Below are 19,186 nucleotides of genomic sequence, written 5' to 3'. Positions count from 1 at the left end.
GAAGCTTGTAACAAACTTCTGCTTTTTTTGCATCTGTGCCCATCTGAGTCATCTGAGAACTCAAATTTAGAAGAGCTTAGTGCCTTTTGGTCTTCGTGGCAAAAAGAGTTCATAGCATTCAACAAGGCTCTTCAATCCAGAAGGTTGCAACTTTTGAAGGGACAGGAAATGGCGAATAAAGGGCTAAACAGATACCATAAAAGTTTTCATCTCTTTTCGGGTCAAAATCCCTGATTCGGATAAATCCCCTCGTTGATTCTGGAATAGTTTCCAAAGTAAATACTTTAATCACATTAGAATAAGTTTCACCGTCATAATAGGAAATTGACTCACCCATTTCAACAGGGCTTTTGACTGAAACCAGCCATCCCCCACCACATCGATCTAATCCAATCATCTCAACCTCCAAGCATGCCGGATCAGAATCAGACTGACATCCCATGAGGAAACTTCCAACTAAGGCAATTGAAAAAAGTAAGATTTTCCTTACAAGGTTTGCGTGAATCATAATTTGAAAACGAATTACTATTGTAGTCCGCTACATGACCTAAATAAAAAAAAATCGTTCCTTCATCACTCGAAACAGTGCTATTTCCTTTTTATCCAGCAATTCATACTGGGCTTGCCTGAAGAAGGAAGGCTTTTCCAGGATGTGCCGTTGGCACTTGATGTAACACTCAAAAAGCGAAGCGCAAAATCTTTGTGAACTTGAAAAAGACCGATTGAGCCGAATAGTTTTAAAGTCCTAAGCAAGGTCTAATCTCTAAACTTTATTTGTTCAGTGTCCTCCGTGGTAAAAAATCAATGCGTCGGCATATAGCTATAAACCACCGCCTCTGCAGCTGTCCTTCCTGAGGTCATTGCAGCGTTGATCGAGCCATTGAGCAAGTAGTCCCCAGCCAAATATACATGATCTGTAATCTTGCACTCCGTCATCGGAATACTGTACTTCAGATCATCTACATTAGGCAATGCATACGAAATAGAATAAGCTTTGATAAACTTGAAGTAATCAGCTTTTATTCCTGAAATTTTCTCCAACTCAGCCTGAACAGCTTTGATCAGGTCTTTTTCTGCCAAATTGGATTCTAAAACAGATACAGAAAGCAGAGCTCTTCCATTGCTGGAATAGGCTTTGGACACATCGTCCATGAAGACAATATTATTGACTAGGTGATTTCCGGATACTAAGCCTATCATTGGCCGAAGCAAAAATGATTTTTGAGTGGAGAAATATAAGTTGATCACCCGGTGGGCAGGAGCAAATTGTCCCTGCAATTGTTTCATCACCTGATCCGGCTGCACAGCTATGATGATTCGGTCGGCTTGAAGTATCTCACCATTTTGGAGGTAGATGGTCTTGCTTTCTACTTTTTCCACTGGAGAATTGAAGTAGATCTGTGTCTTGCTGAGTTGACGCTGGATCATTGCTGGAATTTCACCCATTCCCTTTTCCGGAACAGCTGCATGTCCAAGGGAAAACATTTTAAACACAAACTCAAACATTCGTGAAGAAGTATTCAGGTTCTTTTCCAGAAAAATTCCTCTGAAGAATGGTTTGAAAAAGTTATCTATGATCTGGTCCGAAAAGCCGTATTCTTTCAGGTATTGATTCGTAGGAATAGAAGGCTCATTGAATATTTCTTCGTTGGTCTTCTTTTTGAGCTCCTGCGTAAGGGTAAACATTTTTACTTTATCCAAAAAAGTACCCACCTTAGAAAATGCCATCCCCACGATCTTCAGCGGGTTACGCATAGGATCTGTGATGATATAGGAATCTTTATCATCAAAAATGACTGCTCCAGGATCAAAGGTTTTCAGTCTCAAACTCTGAAAATCCAAATATTTCTTCGCTTCTGGATAAGCGGTATTTAAGACCTGAAATCCGTGATCCAACAAAAATCCATCTACTGAATCAGTCTTCATTCGTCCACCGATCTTATCTGTAGATTCTAGGATAATCGGTGAAAAACCAGCTCTCTCAAGTTCAAGTGAAGCAATCAATCCTGAAAGTCCTGCACCGATAATATAAATTTTTTCTTCTACCATTGATCTGCCAATTAGGGCAAAAATAGGTCATCAATCTTCCCAATCAAATGTGAAAATCAATAACAGGGCACAATTTAGTGAACCGTTGAGTCAAAAAAGTGTTTTTTGGATTTTTTGGTTTGGGAAAGTTTTATCTATAGCAGAACAATGCCCCGATTATTTACTAAAATCGCAAAATAACCTCCTTAAAATGATGAAATTCTTTTTCCTGCTTTGCTTTAGTTTTCTTTCATTTTCACTTTCGGCTCAGACTTATTTTCCCGATAAAAATAAATGGGAGGTAAAAAAACCAGCCGAACTCGGCTTGGACGAGGCACTGATCCAAAAAGCCATTGAGTTTGCACAGGACCATGAAAGTGACCAGGACCCAAATCTGAAAATTGCCCACTATGAGAGCGCCTTTGGTCGTGAGCCGTTTGGATATCCCATTGGTCCAATGAAAAAACGGGGTCCTGCTACCGGACTCATCATCTACAAAGGTTATGTCGTGGGACAATGGGGAGAACCTGAACGCGTGGATTTGACTTTCAGCGTGGCTAAAAGTTTTCTTTCCACCACTGCTGGGCTGGCAGTTGCAGAGGGATTGATCAAAGATGAAATGGATTTGGTTTACCCGGACATGGCGCCAATCTATCCTTACGACCCTGTAAAATCAATGATGAATAAATCGGATCATTTGTATGAAGATGATGTCTTTGAGCTATTTGACACCGAGCACAACCGAAAAATCCGATGGGATGATCTGTTAAGGCAAACATCCGATTGGGAAGGAAGCCTTTGGGGAAAACCCGACTGGGCAGATCGTCCAAGCGGTGAGGCCAACCAATGGAGAACACGTCCTCGAAATGCTCCCGGATCTGTATATGAATACAACGATACTCGAGTTAATGTGCTGGCTTTGGCCCTGATGAATGTATGGAGAAAGCCCCTTCCGGTAGTCTTGAAGGACAAAATCATGGATCCAATCGGTGCCTCAGACACTTGGAGATGGACAGGATATGAGAATTCCTTTGTGATTTTGGACGGACAAATCATGCAATCCATTAGCGGGGGGTCTCACTGGGGCGGTGGAATGATGCTTTCAGCTTGGGATCAGGCACGCTTTGGATATTTGACTTTGAGAAATGGAAACTGGAATGGAAAACAACTAATTCCTACCTCTTGGATCGACAAGTCCCGCACTCCTACTACTGCTCAGCCCGGATATGGATTTATGAATTACTTTCTCAACAATGACCAGAAAGAAGTCCCAGCTGCCCCAAAAACAGCATTTCTACATATCGGAGCCGGTACAAACATGATTTATGTCGATCAGGAAAATGATTTGGTAATTGTAGCTCGATGGATACCTAATGGAGACAAAGCAGAATTGGTCAGATTGGTATTGGAAAGTTTGAAAAAATAAATCGGGTAGCAGTATTGGCGGGGAAAAACTGAAAAACAAAGTAATTCCATCCTTTTTTAAACCTTACTCCGAGCTGTTTGTTAGGTTATTATAAACTCCAACAAACTATCAACATGAAAAATCTAAAAACTTTATCTTTTGCTGTGCTCGGCTTTGCCGCAGTTACGCTGATCAGTTGTAGCGCTCCAAAAGAAGAAACAGTAACTGAAGAGGCTGTAGTAGAAGAAGTAGCACCTGCAGAAGCACCCAAGACTGTCGTAGATATCGCTGTAGGGTCTCCAGATCATTCTACTTTGGTAACTGCCGTGACAGCTGCAGGATTGGTAGAAACGTTGAGTGGAACTGGTCCATTTACCATTTTTGCTCCTACTAATTCAGCATTTGAGGCATTGCCGGCAGGTACAGTAGAGAATCTATTGAAGCCTGAGAGTAAAGACCAATTGACTTCAGTACTTACCTATCACGTAGTGGCTGGAAACGTACTTGCAGCTGACCTTAAGGATGGACAGAAAGTAACTACCTTAAACGGACAAGAATTGACCGTAGCAATTAAAGATGGTGTAGTCACTATCAATGGCGCAAAAGTAACTGCTGCTGACCTAACGGGAAGCAATGGCGTCATTCACGTAATTGATGCAGTTCTACTGCCAAATTAATTTTTGGATTAGTTTAGTGTAAAAAGCCAATCGTATGATTGGCTTTTTTTATGGATTCGGCAATGCAATATTTTCTCTTATTTACCGAGGGTGTAGATTCGTAGCCCAAAGTTTGTGGGAAGAATCTGAATCAGAAAAAAAATGGAGACCTTATGATCTCTAGATTTTCCGTCACCCAGACCTCTATTTTTTCACCAAAGTCATTTTTCCGGTGACATCGATCTCTTCGGCAATTTTGGTAATCACTAGTGAGGGCACTTCAATATTATATGCCTCGGGTCTGATTTGGAATTTAAAATCCAATTTCAACGCACTTTCTGTTGATACGATGGTTCCTTTTACCGATACTGGCTTTGTCACTCCATGAATAGTCAGGCCACCTTCTGCCGTCACCACATAGGAGCCAGCCACAGTCAGATCTATTTGCTCCTTGATTTTCCCTTTGAAGACTGCCGTAGGATACTTCTCGCTTTCGAGATAGTTCTCGTTGAAATGCTCCTGCATTAACTTATTAGGAAAAACAAAATCTGAAATTTTCATCTGCACGGCCAATTCTCTGGAGCTAACATTGATGATGCTGCCTGTCTTTTTATTGACTGCTTCGATCGTCTCCAAAGGTGTATCCGAATAGAAAGAGACTTCACCGGCCGATGTACCATATAAGGTCTGCCCCCTGACAAAGCTAACTTGGACTACAAGCAGCAATAGAATTAAATTTACCTTGGTTCTCATTTGTCTTTGTGTTTGGCCCCTTTGTCAAAACTGAATGTCCTAGCAATATTAAATCCGTAAAAGATGTCTCCATCTCCCCAAGAGCCTGTAGTTTGACCAATAAAATGCCTTTCGATCATTCCTCGGGAGTTTGTGAAGTGTAGCTGAAACACATGACCACCTGTTTCGATATCCACTCCTAAAGAAATCGCGTCATGGTAGGGATAGGCTTTTCCTGTGCTTCCTTCAAATGCACCTGGATCTGCGAAGGAATGGTAATATTCCCCTGAAAGGGTAAATCTTTTTGTCAATTTATAGCGGCCACCTATTCCTAAAGCCACCAAGTTATTTGCTATAGAGGGGTCTTCCACTTTATTGTAATGGAGGTAGGTGGGCATGACTTGAAGGGAAAGATTCTCATTGAATTTTCTGGCGATTAGGACTTGCCCCCAGTACGAATACCTTTCCAGATTATCATTGAATCGCATTTCTGAACCTGACTCCATCACATACCCGGTCGGCATCGTATTGATAGCCCAGCCTCCAATACCCGTTACCGTGACTGGAAATTTGTTGGATTGCCGCAATACTTTGTACTTGGTGTAGAAGTCATAGGTCTTTTCCAGCGAACTCCTCCCCGCTCCAATCAACCAATTATCCGTAAGTCCATACTCCAATCCCAACCTGATTTTTGCCTCGTCTAGACCAAAAAAATTAGCCAAAAACCCGCTGTTAACAGCACCAAACCGGTGAGAAATCCAGAAGTTGAGGTGATTTTTTGAAATGGTTTCGATGGTTTGACCATTGATCAAGCGAGATGCTTTGAAGGTGGCAATGGTATAAGTAGGTTCTTTGGATTGTTCTGCTTCCAGCATTTGAAGCAGATCATCTTGAGCAGTAGCTTCTGCCACCCAAGTCATGGTAATCAGTCCGGCCAGACCAACGGTAAGCAGGAATTTTCTCACTACACCCATCATCATCCCAGTGTTACTTTAAGCGAGGTACCGGTTAATTCAGTAGGATAGGTTTTGAGACCTTTCTTTCCAGCAGAGTTTAGGCCTTTTCCATTGGTATCAAATTTCGCCCCATGTTCAGAGCAGTAAAATTCCCCAGATCGAAAGGTGACTTTTCTTTTTCCTTCATGGGAGCAAACTTGTGTGACGGCGGCAAATGCCGTTGTTGAAATCCTGGCAATGACGATTCCACTGACAATGACGTAGCTACCGGTGGTATTCAATTTGGAATAATTGGAGTCATTGAGATCCAGGATTAGCTCATTTGCATTTCCTCCAGTACCGGGTGGCAAAGTAGGATCCATACTTTCGTTGATACAACTACTCAATCCAGAGGCTGCACAATAGACGGCAAATAGAGATGCCCCTTTTAAACCTAAGGATTTTAAGAATTCGAGGCGATTCATTTTCTCATTCATGATTTTTTCATTTCGGGTGTTTGGTAAAATTGGTCTTAGCTTCCTTTGATTTTCCTTAGGTGGATCTTAAGATTTACTTAAAAGAAATTAAGAAAGGATCCGAATTTGCCTTTGGTACTCCCTGATCTCCGATTTGTAATCAGAATTTTCCTTTTTGTTTACTATTTTCTAATATCAGGGCTTTTGATAGAATTATTTTCTACCACTTCAGATGCGAAACTGAAGGTATATCCCAAAGCCACAACGGCCCCGATTTCTAGATCACATAAGTAGGTATTCTCAAAAAGAAAATTGGTATTGAAGGACTAGCATCCCTTTGCGGGGATCTGCAGCATTTTTTATCAGTTTTTCACTAGTTCCTTGGGTTAATACAGGTCTGCTTTGGTAATCCAATGAAAGTTTAGACCGATGTCCAGCCTGAAGCCAATTGATGCCGATATCGTAGACGGCCAATGGCTTTTCTACCCGCTCGTAGTCTGATAGGATGAGTTGCCCATAGGGTTGTAGGGTACCTAGTTTTCCCAAAAGATCCTTTTTCATTAGGTATCCGATCTGAGAATAATAGACTTGGCCGGTACCAATTAGTGGTATGTTATTACCGGGACCATTGAATGTCCCGCCTTGATTGACTCCGTTGGCAGGGTTCATTGCGCCGGCCACCCGGAGGTAGTTGGGACCAAAATCATAGTCTATTACTGCCGCATAGACCGTTAGCGCAGTGCCGGTTTGCTTATTCAGCGGAGTATCGTAGAAGAGATCCAATCCAAATTGATTCAAGGGTTTTTGAAGAACTTGGCTTGAACCAGATTCACGGTATTCTACCGCATGATCTTGAGTAGAAAACCCAGCCCCAATATTCAATACCCGTTTTTTACCCAAATAGGTACCTGTCATATAAGGGATCTGAGTAGTCTCACGATCCCAAAATTGCCAAAAGAAATATCCCTGGTAATTTAGAGCTGGAGCAGCAGTACTGAAGTATGCTGTATTGGTTACGTTTTCTGGTAATGTAGGCACAGGACTCAGGGCGGTTTGGATCGGAAAGGGATTGGAAGCCGAAACCCGATAATTCAGCCCACCTAATTGACCGTGGGCATAGATCCCCAATTTTCTTACAAACTGATCGGTAAGGTCATTGGTCGATTCCTCGATGTAGGGAAGATCCAAACCCAATATTGAACCGACGGAGGAGGAAGAAAATCTCACAGTCCCATTCCATCCATGAAGTCCTGCACCGAGATTGAATTTTGTCTTCACCACCGCATATTCAGCAGTCACATCGTGAAGAAACAAACCAGGCTTTCTCCCGGAAAGCGACCCAAAACTGTTGATTCCAAACTGGGTATAGACGAAGATCTGATCTGTAATTTGCCCCATCACTTGGTACCGGACTCTTCGAAGTCCCACATCAAATGTCTTGTCTTTGGGAGTGCCAAAAATGGTAGATCCGGGATTTAGGTCCGTGTATCTGACCCAGATTTGACCAAGCCCTGTCCCTTTTACCCAGTGTGTTTGTTCCTCATTTAGGAAAAGTTTGACTTCTTTGTCTGTTTGGGCTATCGCTGACAGCACGAAAGCCATGACTATCATTCCTGCCAAAAGAAGAATTTGAAGTATTTTTTTCACGTTTTTTTTCTTTAGGTTAGAAAATACGGTTTCAGGCTACTGTAAAACAGTACCCGATTCCGATTAAATAGGATTGGATTATTTCTTGTTGTAAGCTGGAATAGGCCTCAGGCTAACACGGCTAAAGTATCAGCTCCTCTGAGGATTGGGAGACCTATTCCTACCCACTTTATTGCCAAGCGTCAGGAATTGACCAGTTTTCTGGAAGCTAGTTTATGATCAGAGACAGGTCTATGGTTTTCCAGTCCGATGATTCTGACCGTTCCTCCATTTTCTTCGTATTCGTGTTGGAAATGGTGGAGATTTTCCATCACAGAATGGTCCACTAGTTTGGTGTTTTTGAGGTCGATGGTCACATTAAATCCGGCAGGGATTTCTTCCAATTTTCGTTTGATTCCGAGGAAATTGGAGAAAATGGCAGCTTTGTCGATCTCTACCAGATATTCATTTTTATCAAAAGAAACCACGGTCGGTGCTTTGAAGAAGGAACTGATCGGCGTACCGTTGATCACGTGTAGGATCATTTTCAGGAGTATACCTGCTCCGATACCAATCAGCAAATCTTCGAAAATAGTGAAGGCAATCGTGACAAGGAAAATAGCCAATTGCTCTTTTCCAATTTTGAAGGTGTTGACAAACTCTTTTGGATGAGCGAGTTTGATCCCCACCGTGATCAGCATAGCCGCCAAGGCTGCATTTGGAATCATTTCAATTACTGGAGTTGCGATAAGAACAAACACCAGAATGAAGAAGCCATGAAAGAAGTTGGCCCAGCGTGTTTTGGCTCCGTTATTCACATTGGCAGAGCTTCGGGCCACTTCTGAGATCATCGGCAATCCCCCCAAAAATGCACTCACCGTATTTCCCAAACCAACCGCAATAAGATCCTTGTCATTGTTTGATTTTCTTCGGAAAGGATCTGCCAAATCAATAGCTTTTACCGTAAGGAGTGACTCCAATGTGCCCACCAGGGCAAACATGATCACATATTTTACAAAAACACCTGTCTGCGAAATACCTGAAAAATCAGCGTTGTACTTCACATTTTCTACCAGATTCCCAATATGAAGCAAAGCATAGGGTGGTTCGGTGTGTGCAAAATCCATGGCCAATTCTGAAGGAATTGCCACTAATAGGACCATCAGAGGTGCTGGAATTTTACCCAACTTGAAATCTTTCAGATAAGGCCATCCCAGCATGATTGCTAAACTGTAAAACCCAATCAAAGTGGCCCGTGGATCAAAATTGGCAAGGAACGTAGGGATTGCTGAGATCATACCCACGATACTCATTCCTTTATACAGGTCAGGATTGACATCCAATAAGACTGGAATCTGCTTGACTATGATGATAATCCCAATGGCTGCCAGCATCCCGTGAATAGCTGAAAGCGGAAAGATATCTGCCAATTTGCCCAATTTCAATACCCCAAATAGCATCTGTACCAAACCAGCCACGACCATCGCTCCCAAGGCAAGTTTCCATCCGGTCTCTCCCCCACCAAAATCAGTCACCGAACCCGCTACCACTACGATTAATCCTGCGGCAGGACCCTTGATCGTCAGACGGGATCCGGAGATAAAACTCACCAAGATCCCACCGATGATCGCTGTGACCAATCCCATAATTGGAGGAAAATCTGAGGCCTTTGCAATGCCCAAACTCAGCGGCATGGCCAACAAAAACACTACAAATCCGGCACTTGCATCAGCACCGATATTTTCTATAAAACCTCTCCAGCCATCGCTAGGGGGTTGAATTTTGGTTTCTTTTTTCATGATAGTTATTTTTTTAGAGGCAAAATCCTCAAGATGATCAAATCGAATTTTTGAAAGTTGATTTTTTGAAGTTCACAGATGGACTTCCATAAAGCCTGAATCGACTGGAAAGCGAATCGCCAAGAGAAACCTCAGATTCCTGCCGCTTATTGCCTAAGAATAGGCGGGCAAAAATCCGGATGGCAGCGATTCCTTCCATGACAAATGCCAAGGCAGCAAAAAAGGCCAAAAGGTATTGGTCTTCATGAATATGACTGAAGAGCAAATCCTCTCCGATGAATGTTGGAGAAAGTGGAAAGCCCATCAATCCCAACACACTCAGGAGAAATAGAAATCCTAGTGCTGGGAACTTCCGGATGTAGCCGTGATAGGAAAAGAGCCCAGATTGACCGGTGTGGTTTTTCATCCAAGAAATCACCAATAGACCCGAAATCCCAAACAGAATAATCCCACTGAGATACATGGCTATTTCTTCGCCGGAAAAATTTTCATTTTCAGCTATCGCAAGGACCATCCAGAAATGATTCATAAGCAACATGATCCAGGCAAGCCGAGCGGACTTTCGCTCCGTAAAGGACTTGAGGACCATGAGCAATGCGATGAAAGCAAAAACCAAAGGAAGAAAGGAATGGATCTCAGGGGGAATTTTGTACCCTATCACCAGCAAAACCAAACCCACTAAGTAGCTGGGAACGAAGTATATCAGGACAGTTTTATAACTCAGGAAATCCAGACGGTGTCCGAGAGACTTCAATGGTCTAAAGACCAATTGATTGACAAATCGATCCAGATTCCACTCTTTCAAACTCCACACATAAAAGGAAATTTTCAATCTGGTAGCAAAACCGGATTTCTTCGTACCGAGCTTAGGTACGAATCCATAGAATTGCTCGCGAATCAAATAGCTCACCACAGAGGGAGACACCAGCAATTGATAGGTCCTTAGAAAGGCATTCCCTGCAAAGTGAATCAAGGCCAAAGCTTCAAGTCCAGCAGCCACTTCGATAAACATGATCCCGATTTGTGTGAGTGAGGCATAGCCAATCTGGGTTTTGACCGATGTCTGCACCCGGGCAATCATGGTGGAAACTATTGCTGTAAACAATCCCATGAGGGCTATGAGGATACGGACGATCATTTGATTTTCCCAAAATGGAAAAGTCCGCATCAATAAGAACACTCCCAAATGAACAGAAAGTGATCCATAGAAAATCGCCGAAGATGGAGTCGGACCTTCCATAGCACGGGGAAGCCATGATGAGAACGGAAACTGGGCAGACTTGGCCGCAGCTGCCAAAAGTAGCATCAGTGCAATGAACATCCCTATCCCAGAATGTCCTGCCAAATGCTCCGAGACCAGCTCTGCATTATTCAGTTTCAAAAACGTGATGTTTTCGTGCCAAAGGTGGTGACTGGCCCACATTGCCAGAATCAATCCTACATCCCCTATCCGATAGATCGAAAACACCTTGATGGCATTACGTGTCGGCAGATAATTTTCTCGGTAGAATGCCACCAACAGAAAGGAAGACAATCCAAGAATTTCCCAACCGATAAACAACGTTTCGAAATTGCCCGCGAGAACAGTGATATTGAATCCGAGGTAGAAGAAGAGCACCGTATTGAAAAACCGCTTGTAGCCACTTTCACGATGGAGGTAATACCGACTATAGAATGTAATCAGGAAAGTGAGCATCGCTCCGATCACCACATAGACAGCCGATACTCTGTCAAAGAAAAAGTCTACCAAAAACTCAAAATGCGAAGTTTTATACAGAAGAAATTCCTTGAGATTCAATGCTTCAAAACCTGCTATGGCCCAAAACACCAAAAACACCATCACACTGAGTAAATTAAGTCCAGCAGTGTAAAAGGCTACTTTGGAAAGCGCGGTTTCCTGTTTCTCAGGAATCAAAACACTGACAATAAAACCGACAAGAGGTATCCCAATCATCAGTTGGATCCATGCTGATAATTCCATCAGAGTGAGTCAATTAAGTAAACGGGAAGATTCTCTTTGGTACTCAAAAGCTTATCCTTGAGGTGATCGAGGTGCTCGATATTCGATTCAGGTCGATAGGCAATGAATCCTTCGTCTTTGAATTTCAAAAATGCCTTAGTACTTGGGTCAATGACCACAAAGTGCACCCAGTAATTTTTGATCCACTCGTAGGTTGCAGGGTTGGATTGAATCACGTTCAATACCACCTGTGGATCTTGCTCTACGATCATCAACAATCGAATTGGGTCATGTATTTCTACCATTTGGTAGGGAAGACCAGTTCTCAGATCACCATCTGCCCCATTGGCTACGCCGATGAGTCCCATGACATTGTGCGGAAGCTTGGTGCCTGCCCCGAGTTTGTCAGGATCCATTCTGGAGAAATAATATTCCAGATTGATTCCTCCGCAGACTGGAGCAGCAGCGCCTAGGATTTTGGTCAGCGCTTTCCCTTCAGGATCTTTTCTGTAATCATAGGAATTAAGAAATGCCCTTCGGTCAAAAAACAAACCTTTGATAGTCGATTTTCTAGAAATGATGCAAAGCGCGTTCGTGGCGTGATTGTATTCCGGACGAGGTTCAAACAGGGAAAAAGCCCGCTTTTTCACCGCTTCATGGATTGCATTTAGCGGTTTGCCCTTTTCCAAGGTGTCAAATCTCCGCGAGCGCTCCAAGGCATTCAAATCCAAGGCTTGAGTAAACTTGAGCTTATTCTTCTGATGCAGTAGCAGATTCTCAGGAGAAAGAACATCCTCATCAAAGTATTCGATTTCATCCTTAGTCGTATCATGCAATCCACCGATAAACTGGGTAGATGAAGGAATTTCAATACCTCGTAGGCTGAGCAATTGACGAACCTTGGCATGGTTGGCCATGGTAGCCGCGACGCGGGCATTGACCGAACCTGGTCGACCACAGCATGCTCCGCAGTCATATCCTGCATAGTGCGTATTGTTAATACTAGAAGCTCCGTGACCTATGAGGTACACTAAGGGTGAAAACTTCTCCAGCAGTCCAATGCTCCGAAGTAATCCCTCTACCCGATCGGCCATCTCTTCTACTTTGAATCCCACTTGCAGCCCATTTTCTTCCACTCCGCTGTATTCTACAGTCAGGGTTCCTTTTGGATCCATGTGTTTGAAAGAAGAAACCTCCAATGCAGAACTGGAAGGCTTGAGGATATTTCCCACCAATTTAAATGCTGACCAAAACCCAAGTGTCTGTGCGCTGACCCATCCTCGAACCAGCGAATGGCTGTTCTGATTGAAATGGGCATCTTTTCTTAGCTTCTTGTGATTAGCTGATTCTTTGATCAGGTATTTGGGGGTGACAGGTGCCGGGCAAGACTTGGTATGAAACCTGCCAAATTCAGGCTGGAAATAAAACTCGACATTGAAGAATCCCGGTGTTCCATAAGTAGCACATGCTGGATCAATGTATTCCAAATGTCTCCTGGTTGAGCATTCGCGGTCATCGATGCAAAACATCGCCTGAAAACTGGGTAATCCGGATGGCTTTGACTGTCCGTCTACGATAGAGATCCCAGCCAATACTTCATCGTAATAACTCCACTCATAGGCTTCCTGCCAGCATTGTAGCACCAGATCCAACTCTTCAAATGGACTGTTTTCAAACAATTCAGCTGTTTTGAAAGGAAATCTGTGTCCAATTGGATTCCAGTTTTGCTCAAACTTTTGATCCAACGCATCAATCTCCAAGAGGCATTCAAAGAGAATGACCTCCTTCAGGCAGATTGTTTTAGCATCAAGAAGGGATTCGGGCTGGGATTCCAAAACAGACACCATACCTGACCAGCCGGGATGCGCAAACTGCTGGTCAAATAAATACCAGCCGTAGCTTTCCTTATTTCCTACCAAAATCTCCAAAAGCATCTCCAGATTCAAATCCGGGTGAAACAGCAATTCCGAGGCTCGCTTTCCTCTAATGATGGACGATAAACTCTGAGCTTGCAGTTTTTTGATGGCATCTAGAAAACCAGTAGCCTCCACCGGAAATGACCAAATCGAAATCCCCTGGTCGAGGTAGGCAGACAGGATTCTGAAAAGAAATGGATGTACAACTTTATCTAAGTTGAAGTGATAGTCAGACTTCCAATGGGCTCTCAATTGACCAACTTTAGGAACTGAATTTTCCTCATAGGTTTGATCCAAGAGTTTGACTATCCAATGAATGGAATCTATCTCTCCAAAGTGATCTTCCAGCACATTTTTGAGAATATTCCCCTTTATTTTTCCTTCTCTATACAATTCTCGATAGGTTTCCAAAGGAAGAAAACCCCTGTACCCCATTTGATTTTTGGATTGCTTCAGGGCTTGGAAGAATGGCAAATGCTGAAAAGCATGCAAGGTATTGTGGTGGACAAAGTCCTTGAGCGGCGCTTGGGCGGGAAGAAAATGCCTGAGTTCTTGCACGATCTCCTCCACACCAAAAGCGTGACGCTTTGTGTGATGTTTCATGGTAATTATTCCTGAGTAAATGATTTGAAAATGGCTTTAGCGCCAAATGCACAGGCATTTCGCCTGAAAATCATTGCCTATTCGGCAAAAAAATTAACTCAGATGAGTCTTCCAGGAATGAAAAAGGTCATAAAGATGCTGGTTTCCCTGCAGGGCTTTATTTCCAAAAAAGGGATTGTAAAACGTTTTCGAATTTTGAGCAAATCCTGACTCATCAAATTGGTCACCGAGATCAGCTAGGGACTCTGTCTCTGATTCACTTTTTTCCTCTTCTTCAGCTTCGCAAAGGGCAAAGGGATCAGTTCCATCAAGATTTAAAACCGAATGAACCTGAAAATCATCGGCCTCGAGGGCATGGCAAACCTGATCTCCTGCTTGTTCTCCCGGCAAAAAAGACATCACTTGAGTCTGCAGAAGCAAAGTCAAGCGAAGTAAGAATGTTATCAAGCCGATTAGAGAAATCATTTGTTATTGAAAAACTCCGAAAGCTACATTATTTTGATATAAACCTATACTTTTTCAGATATTTTATGAATTCGAAAACAAATTCGTCAATTTTTTTCCAAAATTTCATCATAACTGAAATCCACATCACTCCTATTCAGCACCTTAAAAAAATAAAACCCCGGCTGATATCAACCGGGGTAAGGGGATTTTTACAACTTTTTCAGATCCTTTGATTTTCTCAGACTGACTAATTTCAAGGGAAATCTTCCTGATGAAATATTGACTATCGGTTCTTTTTTTAAAGGAGGTGCAAAGGTAATATTTATAATTATTTATTAATCAACAGATTAGAATTTTTTGACAAATATCAAACTGCTATAGAACTTACGTTCCATTCATGACTGGGGATTGATTGATCCTGATTTTGGCAGGTTTAATTTTTGATTTCAATTCTCCCACTTGAAACCGAACCGGAAATAGTCGCTGGTGCTCCATTGTCTATTCGTAGTGAACCCGTAGAAACACTTTGGCCCACGACAACTTGACCACTTTCGGCTTCAAAATCGAAATTGAAGGATTTAAGATCTGAAAAAGTCTGAATCAGAATTTTCCCTGAAGAGCTGATTAATTTAGTTTTCGGTCCCAATCCTATTCTATTGCCGGAGATAGCACCAGAACTCACCTTGAGGCGTTCGATTTCAGAGACTTCGTCCATTTGGAGATTGCCAGAGCTCAGCTCCACGTTAAGTTTCCCCATAATCCGCTTGACATTCAGTGATCCACTGGAAGACTCCACGTCCAGATTCCCCTGCAGCTGATCTATTTTCACATTCCCAGAAGAAATTTTCGTCTTAAGATTTCCAATCAATTGATTTCCCTCGATAGACCCAGAACTGGCGTGAAGGTAGATCGCTGAGGAATTGACATTGAAAAGTTCTATGGATCCAGATCCAGAGTTCAAATCCAACTTGGGAAACTGGATTCCCGAAACCACAGTTTTACCAGAACCAGAATTTACGATAAGATCCAGTTCTTTTGGTCCGATGAGGGTAATAGATGCTCGATGGTTGCCAGATCCTATCAAGTTTTTTCTATCCAGTTCGATCAAAAGCGAATTTCCTTCTTGTGAATAGCTAATTCTAAAATTTCCAGATCGGTTTGATTCCAAAATCCCATCCAATTCCACTGTGGTCTGACCTTCCTTTCCTTCGTAGTTTACATCCATAAATTCAGCATCTACCTCTATTCGTTCAATTCCCGAAAATTCTTCGTCAATGCGCTGAACTACTTCCATTTCTCCCTCGCAGGAAGTCAAAATTACCAAGGTACCTAGTACCATACCGAAATTTTTTGCAGTGTTTTTTAAGTTGATGAATTTCATAATTCGTTTGTTTTTAACTAGTTGGTTTGCTTTGTTTCAATCATTAATTCTAGGTTGATTTTACCTATTGGGTCATTTCCCAATCGAAATAATCCTTCCTATTTTAGCTAAGACAAGTCAAGTCCTTTTTACCCCTATTCGTGAAGAAAAAAAATGATTGCAAAAACTCCCTCCCCGCCCTACTATGCTGTAATCTTCTCCAACTTGCGCACTGAGATCAATGATGGATATGGAGAAATGGCCGAAGAAATGGTCCAACTAGCCGAGCTTCAGCCGGGATACTTGGGTCATGAAAGTGTCCGGGATGGACTTGGCATCACGATCTCCTATTGGGAAAGCATAGAATCCATCAAAAATTGGAAGGCGAATACAGACCACATGATCGCTCAGAAATATGGTCGTGAAAAATGGTACGCTGCTTACAAGACCCGAATCGCATTGGTCGAGCGGGATTATGGATTTGAAAAATAAAAGGGAAGATTAATTCCCTTTTTCCAATTGTAGCTTGAGTTCCTTTACTCTGTCTCTGATATTCAACTGTGCAATATCTCGGTTTCCTGAGGTGGCTTTCAAAAAGTCTAAAACAGCACCGGAGTGATCTGTGGATTTCCCTTCTGCCAAAGTAACATATCGCATGGTGGACCAGAGGACGGTTTTCAATTCTGTTTTAGAATCATCCGTCATGTAGTATTCCACCACAATGGTGTTGTGATTATGCCATAGAATCCTACTCATGATCCTGACCCACTCTCCGACCATCGCAGGTTTGACATAGCTGATGTTATGATTATAGACCACCCAGGCAGCCTTGTACGTTTTGATGAGATCGATGATTTCCAGACCGTAAAGTTTGGGAACTTGGTCTTCTCGGGCATTGAAAAAGTAATCAAAATACTTTGCGTTATTCAGGTGGCGGAGCGGATCACAATCCTGGAATCGGATGACGACACGGCTTTCTGTTTCTGAAGGATAATGTTTCTCCGGATTATAGTCAAACATGGCCTAAAGGTTTTTACTTGTTACAATTCGTATTCCTGCTTCCCTCATTTCTTCGATTGCTGATTCGCCATCCTTCGGTTGAAGATTCACTGCACGGGTAGCATCTGTGATCAAAAATGTGTCAAACCCCAAACTTTTAGCGTCAAGAGCAGTGAATTTGACACAATAATCCAATGCCAAACCACAAACAAATATTCGACGAACGCCTATGGATTTTAGGTAATTCCCAAGTCCGGTATCACCTCTTCTGGCATTGTCAAAGAATCCTGAGTAGGAATCCACCTGCGGATTTTTCCCTTTTTGAAAAATCTTCTTCCAGTGACTTTGGTTCAGATTGGGATGGAAGTCTGCACCCTGTGAACCCTGAACACAGTGGACGGGCCAGAGGATTTGCTTCAATCCGGCCAACTCAATGAAATCCCCGGGATTTTTCCCGGGATGATTCGCAGCAAAACTTCCATGGTCAGCAGGGTGAAAATCCTGAGTTGCGATGATCGTTTTGAAGTTTCCTTGCAATGTATTGATCACTGGCACCACCTGATCCCCTTCGTGCACTGCCAATGATCCTCCCGGAAGGAAATCATTTTGGACATCCACGATCAGAAGCGCGGAAGATTCATCAATCCAATTCATTTTCAAATTTTTTTGCTTTTAAAACCAAATCCATCCTCAAATGGTGCAGGTTTTCTTCTAAACCGACTGGATAAAGATGCGGATTAACCAATCGCTTGTGGGTCTTATCCAGAGATTCGAGTTGGTCTCCAGCACGTTTTCGGATTTGATCCAAAGAAGGAATTTGATAGACAAGCTGCCCTTTCTTAAAGATCGGCTTCAACAATATTTCCTCCTGATAAAAAGCCGGCATCAGCCGCTTCCTTCGTGTAGCATCTACTGGATCAATGATTATGACACTCTTGGGATCGATCACTTCATCCTCGAGGAAAATCATGTCTGCGACAGCCTTGTCTCTACTGAAATATCGCTTCACATTATGAAAACCTGGTATGTTGATTTTAAGTGATTGCTGTGAAACCTTGACTTTGGGCTCCCAACTGCCATCTTCCAATCTGATGGCAGAGAGCTTATAGACCGCACCCAAGGCAGGCTGGTCGTAAGCAGTGACTAGCTTAGTCCCAACTCCCCACACATTGATGTCTGCCTCCTGAGTCTTAAGTGACGTAATGATATGTTCATCGAGGTCATTGGATGCCACGATTTTTGCATCCGGGAATCCTGCCTCGTCGAGCAGCTGTCTGGCTTTAGTACTGAAATAGGCCAAATCGCCTGAATCGATCCGGATTCCGATCATTTCTTTTCCTTTGCTTCGCAAAATCTCCCCTACTTTGATCGCATTTTTTACTCCATGAAGTGTATCATAGGTATCTACCAAAAAGACACATTGGTCCGGAAAAGCATCTGCATAAGCCTGGAAAGCCTCCAATTCTGTATCGAAAGACATGATCCAACTATGGGCATGAGTACCTGCCACTGGAATACCAAATAGCTTACCAGCCATGACATTGGAGGTAGAAGCACAGCCTCCGATGTATGCAGCCCGACTTGCTGCCAAAGCTCCGTCTATCCCTTGAGCTCTTCTCAGTCCAAACTCCAAGACCGGCTCTCCTTGTGCTGCAATATTGATCCGGGCAGCTTTGGTGGCGATCAGGGTCTGGAAATTAATAATATTCAATAGCGGAGTTTCTAAAAGTTGGCATTGGATTAAGGTCCCCCGAACCCGGACCAAAGGCGCATTTGGGAAGACGACCGTTCCTTCTTCCACCGCATCGATGTCGCAGGTGAAATTGAGATTTTGGAGGTAATCCAGAAATGCAGATTCAAAAACCGGACTTCCATCCTTATTTTTCATCACTTCGAGATACTCCAGGTCTGCCTTTTCGAACTTAAAATTGCTGCAGAAATCTATGACATAATCCAATCCTGCAGCTAATGTAAACCCGCCTTCAAAGGGATGTTTTCTGAAAAAAAGATTGAAGACCGCTTCTTGTTCGCCCTTGCCGGACTTCCAATAGGCATACGCCATGGTAAGCTGATAAAAGTCAGTCAACAATACCAGATTACTTTGATAGAGGTCTTTGGTGATTTTCATAAATTGATGCAAAACTAAACTAAAGGTAGCCTGATCCGATTATCTGAGCAAGAAGTTGGCATTTTGACAAAGGATTAAAAAAAAATATCCATTTTGGGTTACATTTTTCCATCCAC

At 42.8% G+C, this 19,186-nt stretch carries 17 protein-coding genes; 3 read left to right on the top strand and 14 right to left on the bottom strand.

Features of this window, described 5'->3' with window-relative positions:
• Positions 1–118: 118 nt before the first annotated feature.
• On the bottom strand, positions 119–337 hold the full coding sequence (locus DK188_RS21425) for a hypothetical protein (protein WP_157963164.1): 219 nt from the start codon (positions 335–337) through the stop codon (positions 119–121).
• A gap of 464 nt (positions 338–801) precedes the next feature.
• Positions 802–2,049: an NAD(P)/FAD-dependent oxidoreductase gene (locus DK188_RS04905; RefSeq protein WP_111669681.1), complete on the bottom strand. Its 1,248-nt coding sequence runs from the start codon at positions 2,047–2,049 to the stop codon at positions 802–804.
• A gap of 190 nt (positions 2,050–2,239) precedes the next feature.
• On the opposite strand from DK188_RS04905, the gene DK188_RS04900 reads away from it, so the two are divergent.
• Both DK188_RS04900 and DK188_RS04895 read left to right on the top strand, forming a co-directional pair.
• Positions 2,240–3,454: a serine hydrolase domain-containing protein gene (locus DK188_RS04900; RefSeq protein WP_111669680.1), complete on the top strand. Its 1,215-nt coding sequence runs from the start codon at positions 2,240–2,242 to the stop codon at positions 3,452–3,454.
• A 113-nt stretch (positions 3,455–3,567) separates the two neighbouring features.
• Positions 3,568–4,110, top strand: coding sequence for a fasciclin domain-containing protein (locus DK188_RS04895; protein ID WP_111669679.1), 543 nt, complete (start codon positions 3,568–3,570; stop codon positions 4,108–4,110).
• A 183-nt stretch (positions 4,111–4,293) separates the two neighbouring features.
• Here the strand turns inward: DK188_RS04895 and DK188_RS04890 are convergent, their stop codons facing one another.
• The 9 genes from DK188_RS04890 to DK188_RS04850 form a co-directional block, all read right to left on the bottom strand.
• The gene (locus DK188_RS04890) at positions 4,294–4,842 is read right to left on the bottom strand and encodes a YceI family protein (protein WP_111669678.1); all 549 of its coding nucleotides are present in this window, start codon (positions 4,840–4,842) and stop codon (positions 4,294–4,296) included.
• Positions 4,839–5,801, bottom strand: a complete 963-nt coding sequence (locus DK188_RS04885; protein ID WP_232825661.1) for a DUF5777 family beta-barrel protein — start codon at positions 5,799–5,801, stop codon at positions 4,839–4,841. Before DK188_RS04885 ends, DK188_RS04890 begins: the two co-directional genes overlap by 4 nt.
• Complete coding sequence (locus tag DK188_RS04880; RefSeq protein WP_111669826.1) at positions 5,798–6,241, bottom strand: Rieske 2Fe-2S domain-containing protein; 444 nt, start codon at positions 6,239–6,241, stop codon at positions 5,798–5,800. Before DK188_RS04880 ends, DK188_RS04885 begins: the two co-directional genes overlap by 4 nt.
• Positions 6,242–6,532: 291 nt before the next feature.
• Positions 6,533–7,879 (bottom strand): hypothetical protein, encoded by a 1,347-nt coding sequence (locus tag DK188_RS04875; RefSeq protein WP_111669677.1) that lies wholly within the window; start codon positions 7,877–7,879, stop codon positions 6,533–6,535.
• Between the two features lie 182 nt (positions 7,880–8,061).
• Positions 8,062–9,657: a SulP family inorganic anion transporter gene (locus tag DK188_RS04870; RefSeq protein WP_111669676.1), complete on the bottom strand. Its 1,596-nt coding sequence runs from the start codon at positions 9,655–9,657 to the stop codon at positions 8,062–8,064.
• A 37-nt stretch (positions 9,658–9,694) separates the two neighbouring features.
• The gene (locus DK188_RS04865; RefSeq protein WP_111669675.1) at positions 9,695–11,638 is read right to left on the bottom strand and encodes a proton-conducting transporter transmembrane domain-containing protein; all 1,944 of its coding nucleotides are present in this window, start codon (positions 11,636–11,638) and stop codon (positions 9,695–9,697) included.
• Positions 11,638–14,136 (bottom strand): YbcC family protein, encoded by a 2,499-nt coding sequence (locus DK188_RS04860; RefSeq protein ID WP_111669674.1) that lies wholly within the window; start codon positions 14,134–14,136, stop codon positions 11,638–11,640. Before DK188_RS04860 ends, DK188_RS04865 begins: the two co-directional genes overlap by 1 nt.
• Before the next feature lie 93 nt (positions 14,137–14,229).
• Positions 14,230–14,601, bottom strand: a complete 372-nt coding sequence (locus DK188_RS04855; RefSeq protein ID WP_111669673.1) for a hypothetical protein — start codon at positions 14,599–14,601, stop codon at positions 14,230–14,232.
• Positions 14,602–15,016: 415 nt separating this feature from the next.
• On the bottom strand, positions 15,017–15,964 hold the full coding sequence (locus DK188_RS04850) for a DUF4097 family beta strand repeat-containing protein (protein ID WP_111669672.1): 948 nt from the start codon (positions 15,962–15,964) through the stop codon (positions 15,017–15,019).
• 153 nt (positions 15,965–16,117) lie between these two features.
• Between DK188_RS04850 and DK188_RS04845 the strand changes: the two genes are divergently transcribed.
• Entirely contained in the window at positions 16,118–16,435 is a 318-nt protein-coding gene (locus tag DK188_RS04845) for an antibiotic biosynthesis monooxygenase family protein (protein ID WP_111669671.1), read from the top strand.
• 9 nt (positions 16,436–16,444) lie between these two features.
• Here the strand turns inward: DK188_RS04845 and DK188_RS04840 are convergent, their stop codons facing one another.
• Genes DK188_RS04840 through DK188_RS04830 form a run of 3 tightly spaced genes read right to left on the bottom strand, consistent with a single transcriptional unit; the run spans position 16,445 to position 19,070 of the window.
• Complete coding sequence (locus DK188_RS04840) at positions 16,445–16,963, bottom strand: acyl-CoA thioesterase (RefSeq protein ID WP_111669670.1); 519 nt, start codon at positions 16,961–16,963, stop codon at positions 16,445–16,447.
• 3 nt (positions 16,964–16,966) lie between these two features.
• Positions 16,967–17,596: a bifunctional nicotinamidase/pyrazinamidase gene (gene pncA, locus DK188_RS04835; protein ID WP_111669669.1), complete on the bottom strand. Its 630-nt coding sequence runs from the start codon at positions 17,594–17,596 to the stop codon at positions 16,967–16,969.
• Positions 17,583–19,070: a nicotinate phosphoribosyltransferase gene (locus tag DK188_RS04830; RefSeq protein WP_111669668.1), complete on the bottom strand. Its 1,488-nt coding sequence runs from the start codon at positions 19,068–19,070 to the stop codon at positions 17,583–17,585. The genes pncA and DK188_RS04830 overlap by 14 nt, the downstream gene beginning before the upstream one ends.
• Positions 19,071–19,186 lie beyond the last annotated feature (116 nt).

This window comes from Algoriphagus litoralis, from assembly GCF_003259255.1.
Classification (GTDB): Bacteria; Bacteroidota; Bacteroidia; order Cytophagales; family Cyclobacteriaceae; genus Algoriphagus; species Algoriphagus litoralis.
Note: the sequence above shows the minus strand (reverse complement) of the source record. Positions and strands in the feature narration are given on the sequence as shown.

Coding starts and splice junctions, on each gene's coding strand:
- DK188_RS04900 (WP_111669680.1), top strand. CDS start 2,240: ATGATGAAATTCTTTTTCCTGCTTTGCTTTAGTTTTCTTTCATTTTCA.
- DK188_RS04870 (WP_111669676.1), bottom strand. CDS start 9,657: ATGAAAAAAGAAACCAAAATTCAACCCCCTAGCGATGGCTGGAGAGGT.
- DK188_RS04885 (WP_232825661.1), bottom strand. CDS start 5,801: ATGATGATGGGTGTAGTGAGAAAATTCCTGCTTACCGTTGGTCTGGCC.
- DK188_RS04880 (WP_111669826.1), bottom strand. CDS start 6,241: ATGAATCGCCTCGAATTCTTAAAATCCTTAGGTTTAAAAGGGGCATCT.
- DK188_RS04850 (WP_111669672.1), bottom strand. CDS start 15,964: ATGAAATTCATCAACTTAAAAAACACTGCAAAAAATTTCGGTATGGTA.
- DK188_RS04845 (WP_111669671.1), top strand. CDS start 16,118: ATGATTGCAAAAACTCCCTCCCCGCCCTACTATGCTGTAATCTTCTCC.
- DK188_RS04855 (WP_111669673.1), bottom strand. CDS start 14,601: ATGATTTCTCTAATCGGCTTGATAACATTCTTACTTCGCTTGACTTTG.
- DK188_RS04840 (WP_111669670.1), bottom strand. CDS start 16,963: ATGTTTGACTATAATCCGGAGAAACATTATCCTTCAGAAACAGAAAGC.
- pncA (WP_111669669.1), bottom strand. CDS start 17,596: ATGAATTGGATTGATGAATCTTCCGCGCTTCTGATCGTGGATGTCCAA.
- DK188_RS04890 (WP_111669678.1), bottom strand. CDS start 4,842: ATGAGAACCAAGGTAAATTTAATTCTATTGCTGCTTGTAGTCCAAGTT.
- DK188_RS04865 (WP_111669675.1), bottom strand. CDS start 11,638: ATGGAATTATCAGCATGGATCCAACTGATGATTGGGATACCTCTTGTC.
- DK188_RS04860 (WP_111669674.1), bottom strand. CDS start 14,136: ATGAAACATCACACAAAGCGTCACGCTTTTGGTGTGGAGGAGATCGTG.
- DK188_RS21425 (WP_157963164.1), bottom strand. CDS start 337: ATGGGTGAGTCAATTTCCTATTATGACGGTGAAACTTATTCTAATGTG.
- DK188_RS04905 (WP_111669681.1), bottom strand. CDS start 2,049: ATGGTAGAAGAAAAAATTTATATTATCGGTGCAGGACTTTCAGGATTG.
- DK188_RS04830 (WP_111669668.1), bottom strand. CDS start 19,070: ATGAAAATCACCAAAGACCTCTATCAAAGTAATCTGGTATTGTTGACT.
- DK188_RS04895 (WP_111669679.1), top strand. CDS start 3,568: ATGAAAAATCTAAAAACTTTATCTTTTGCTGTGCTCGGCTTTGCCGCA.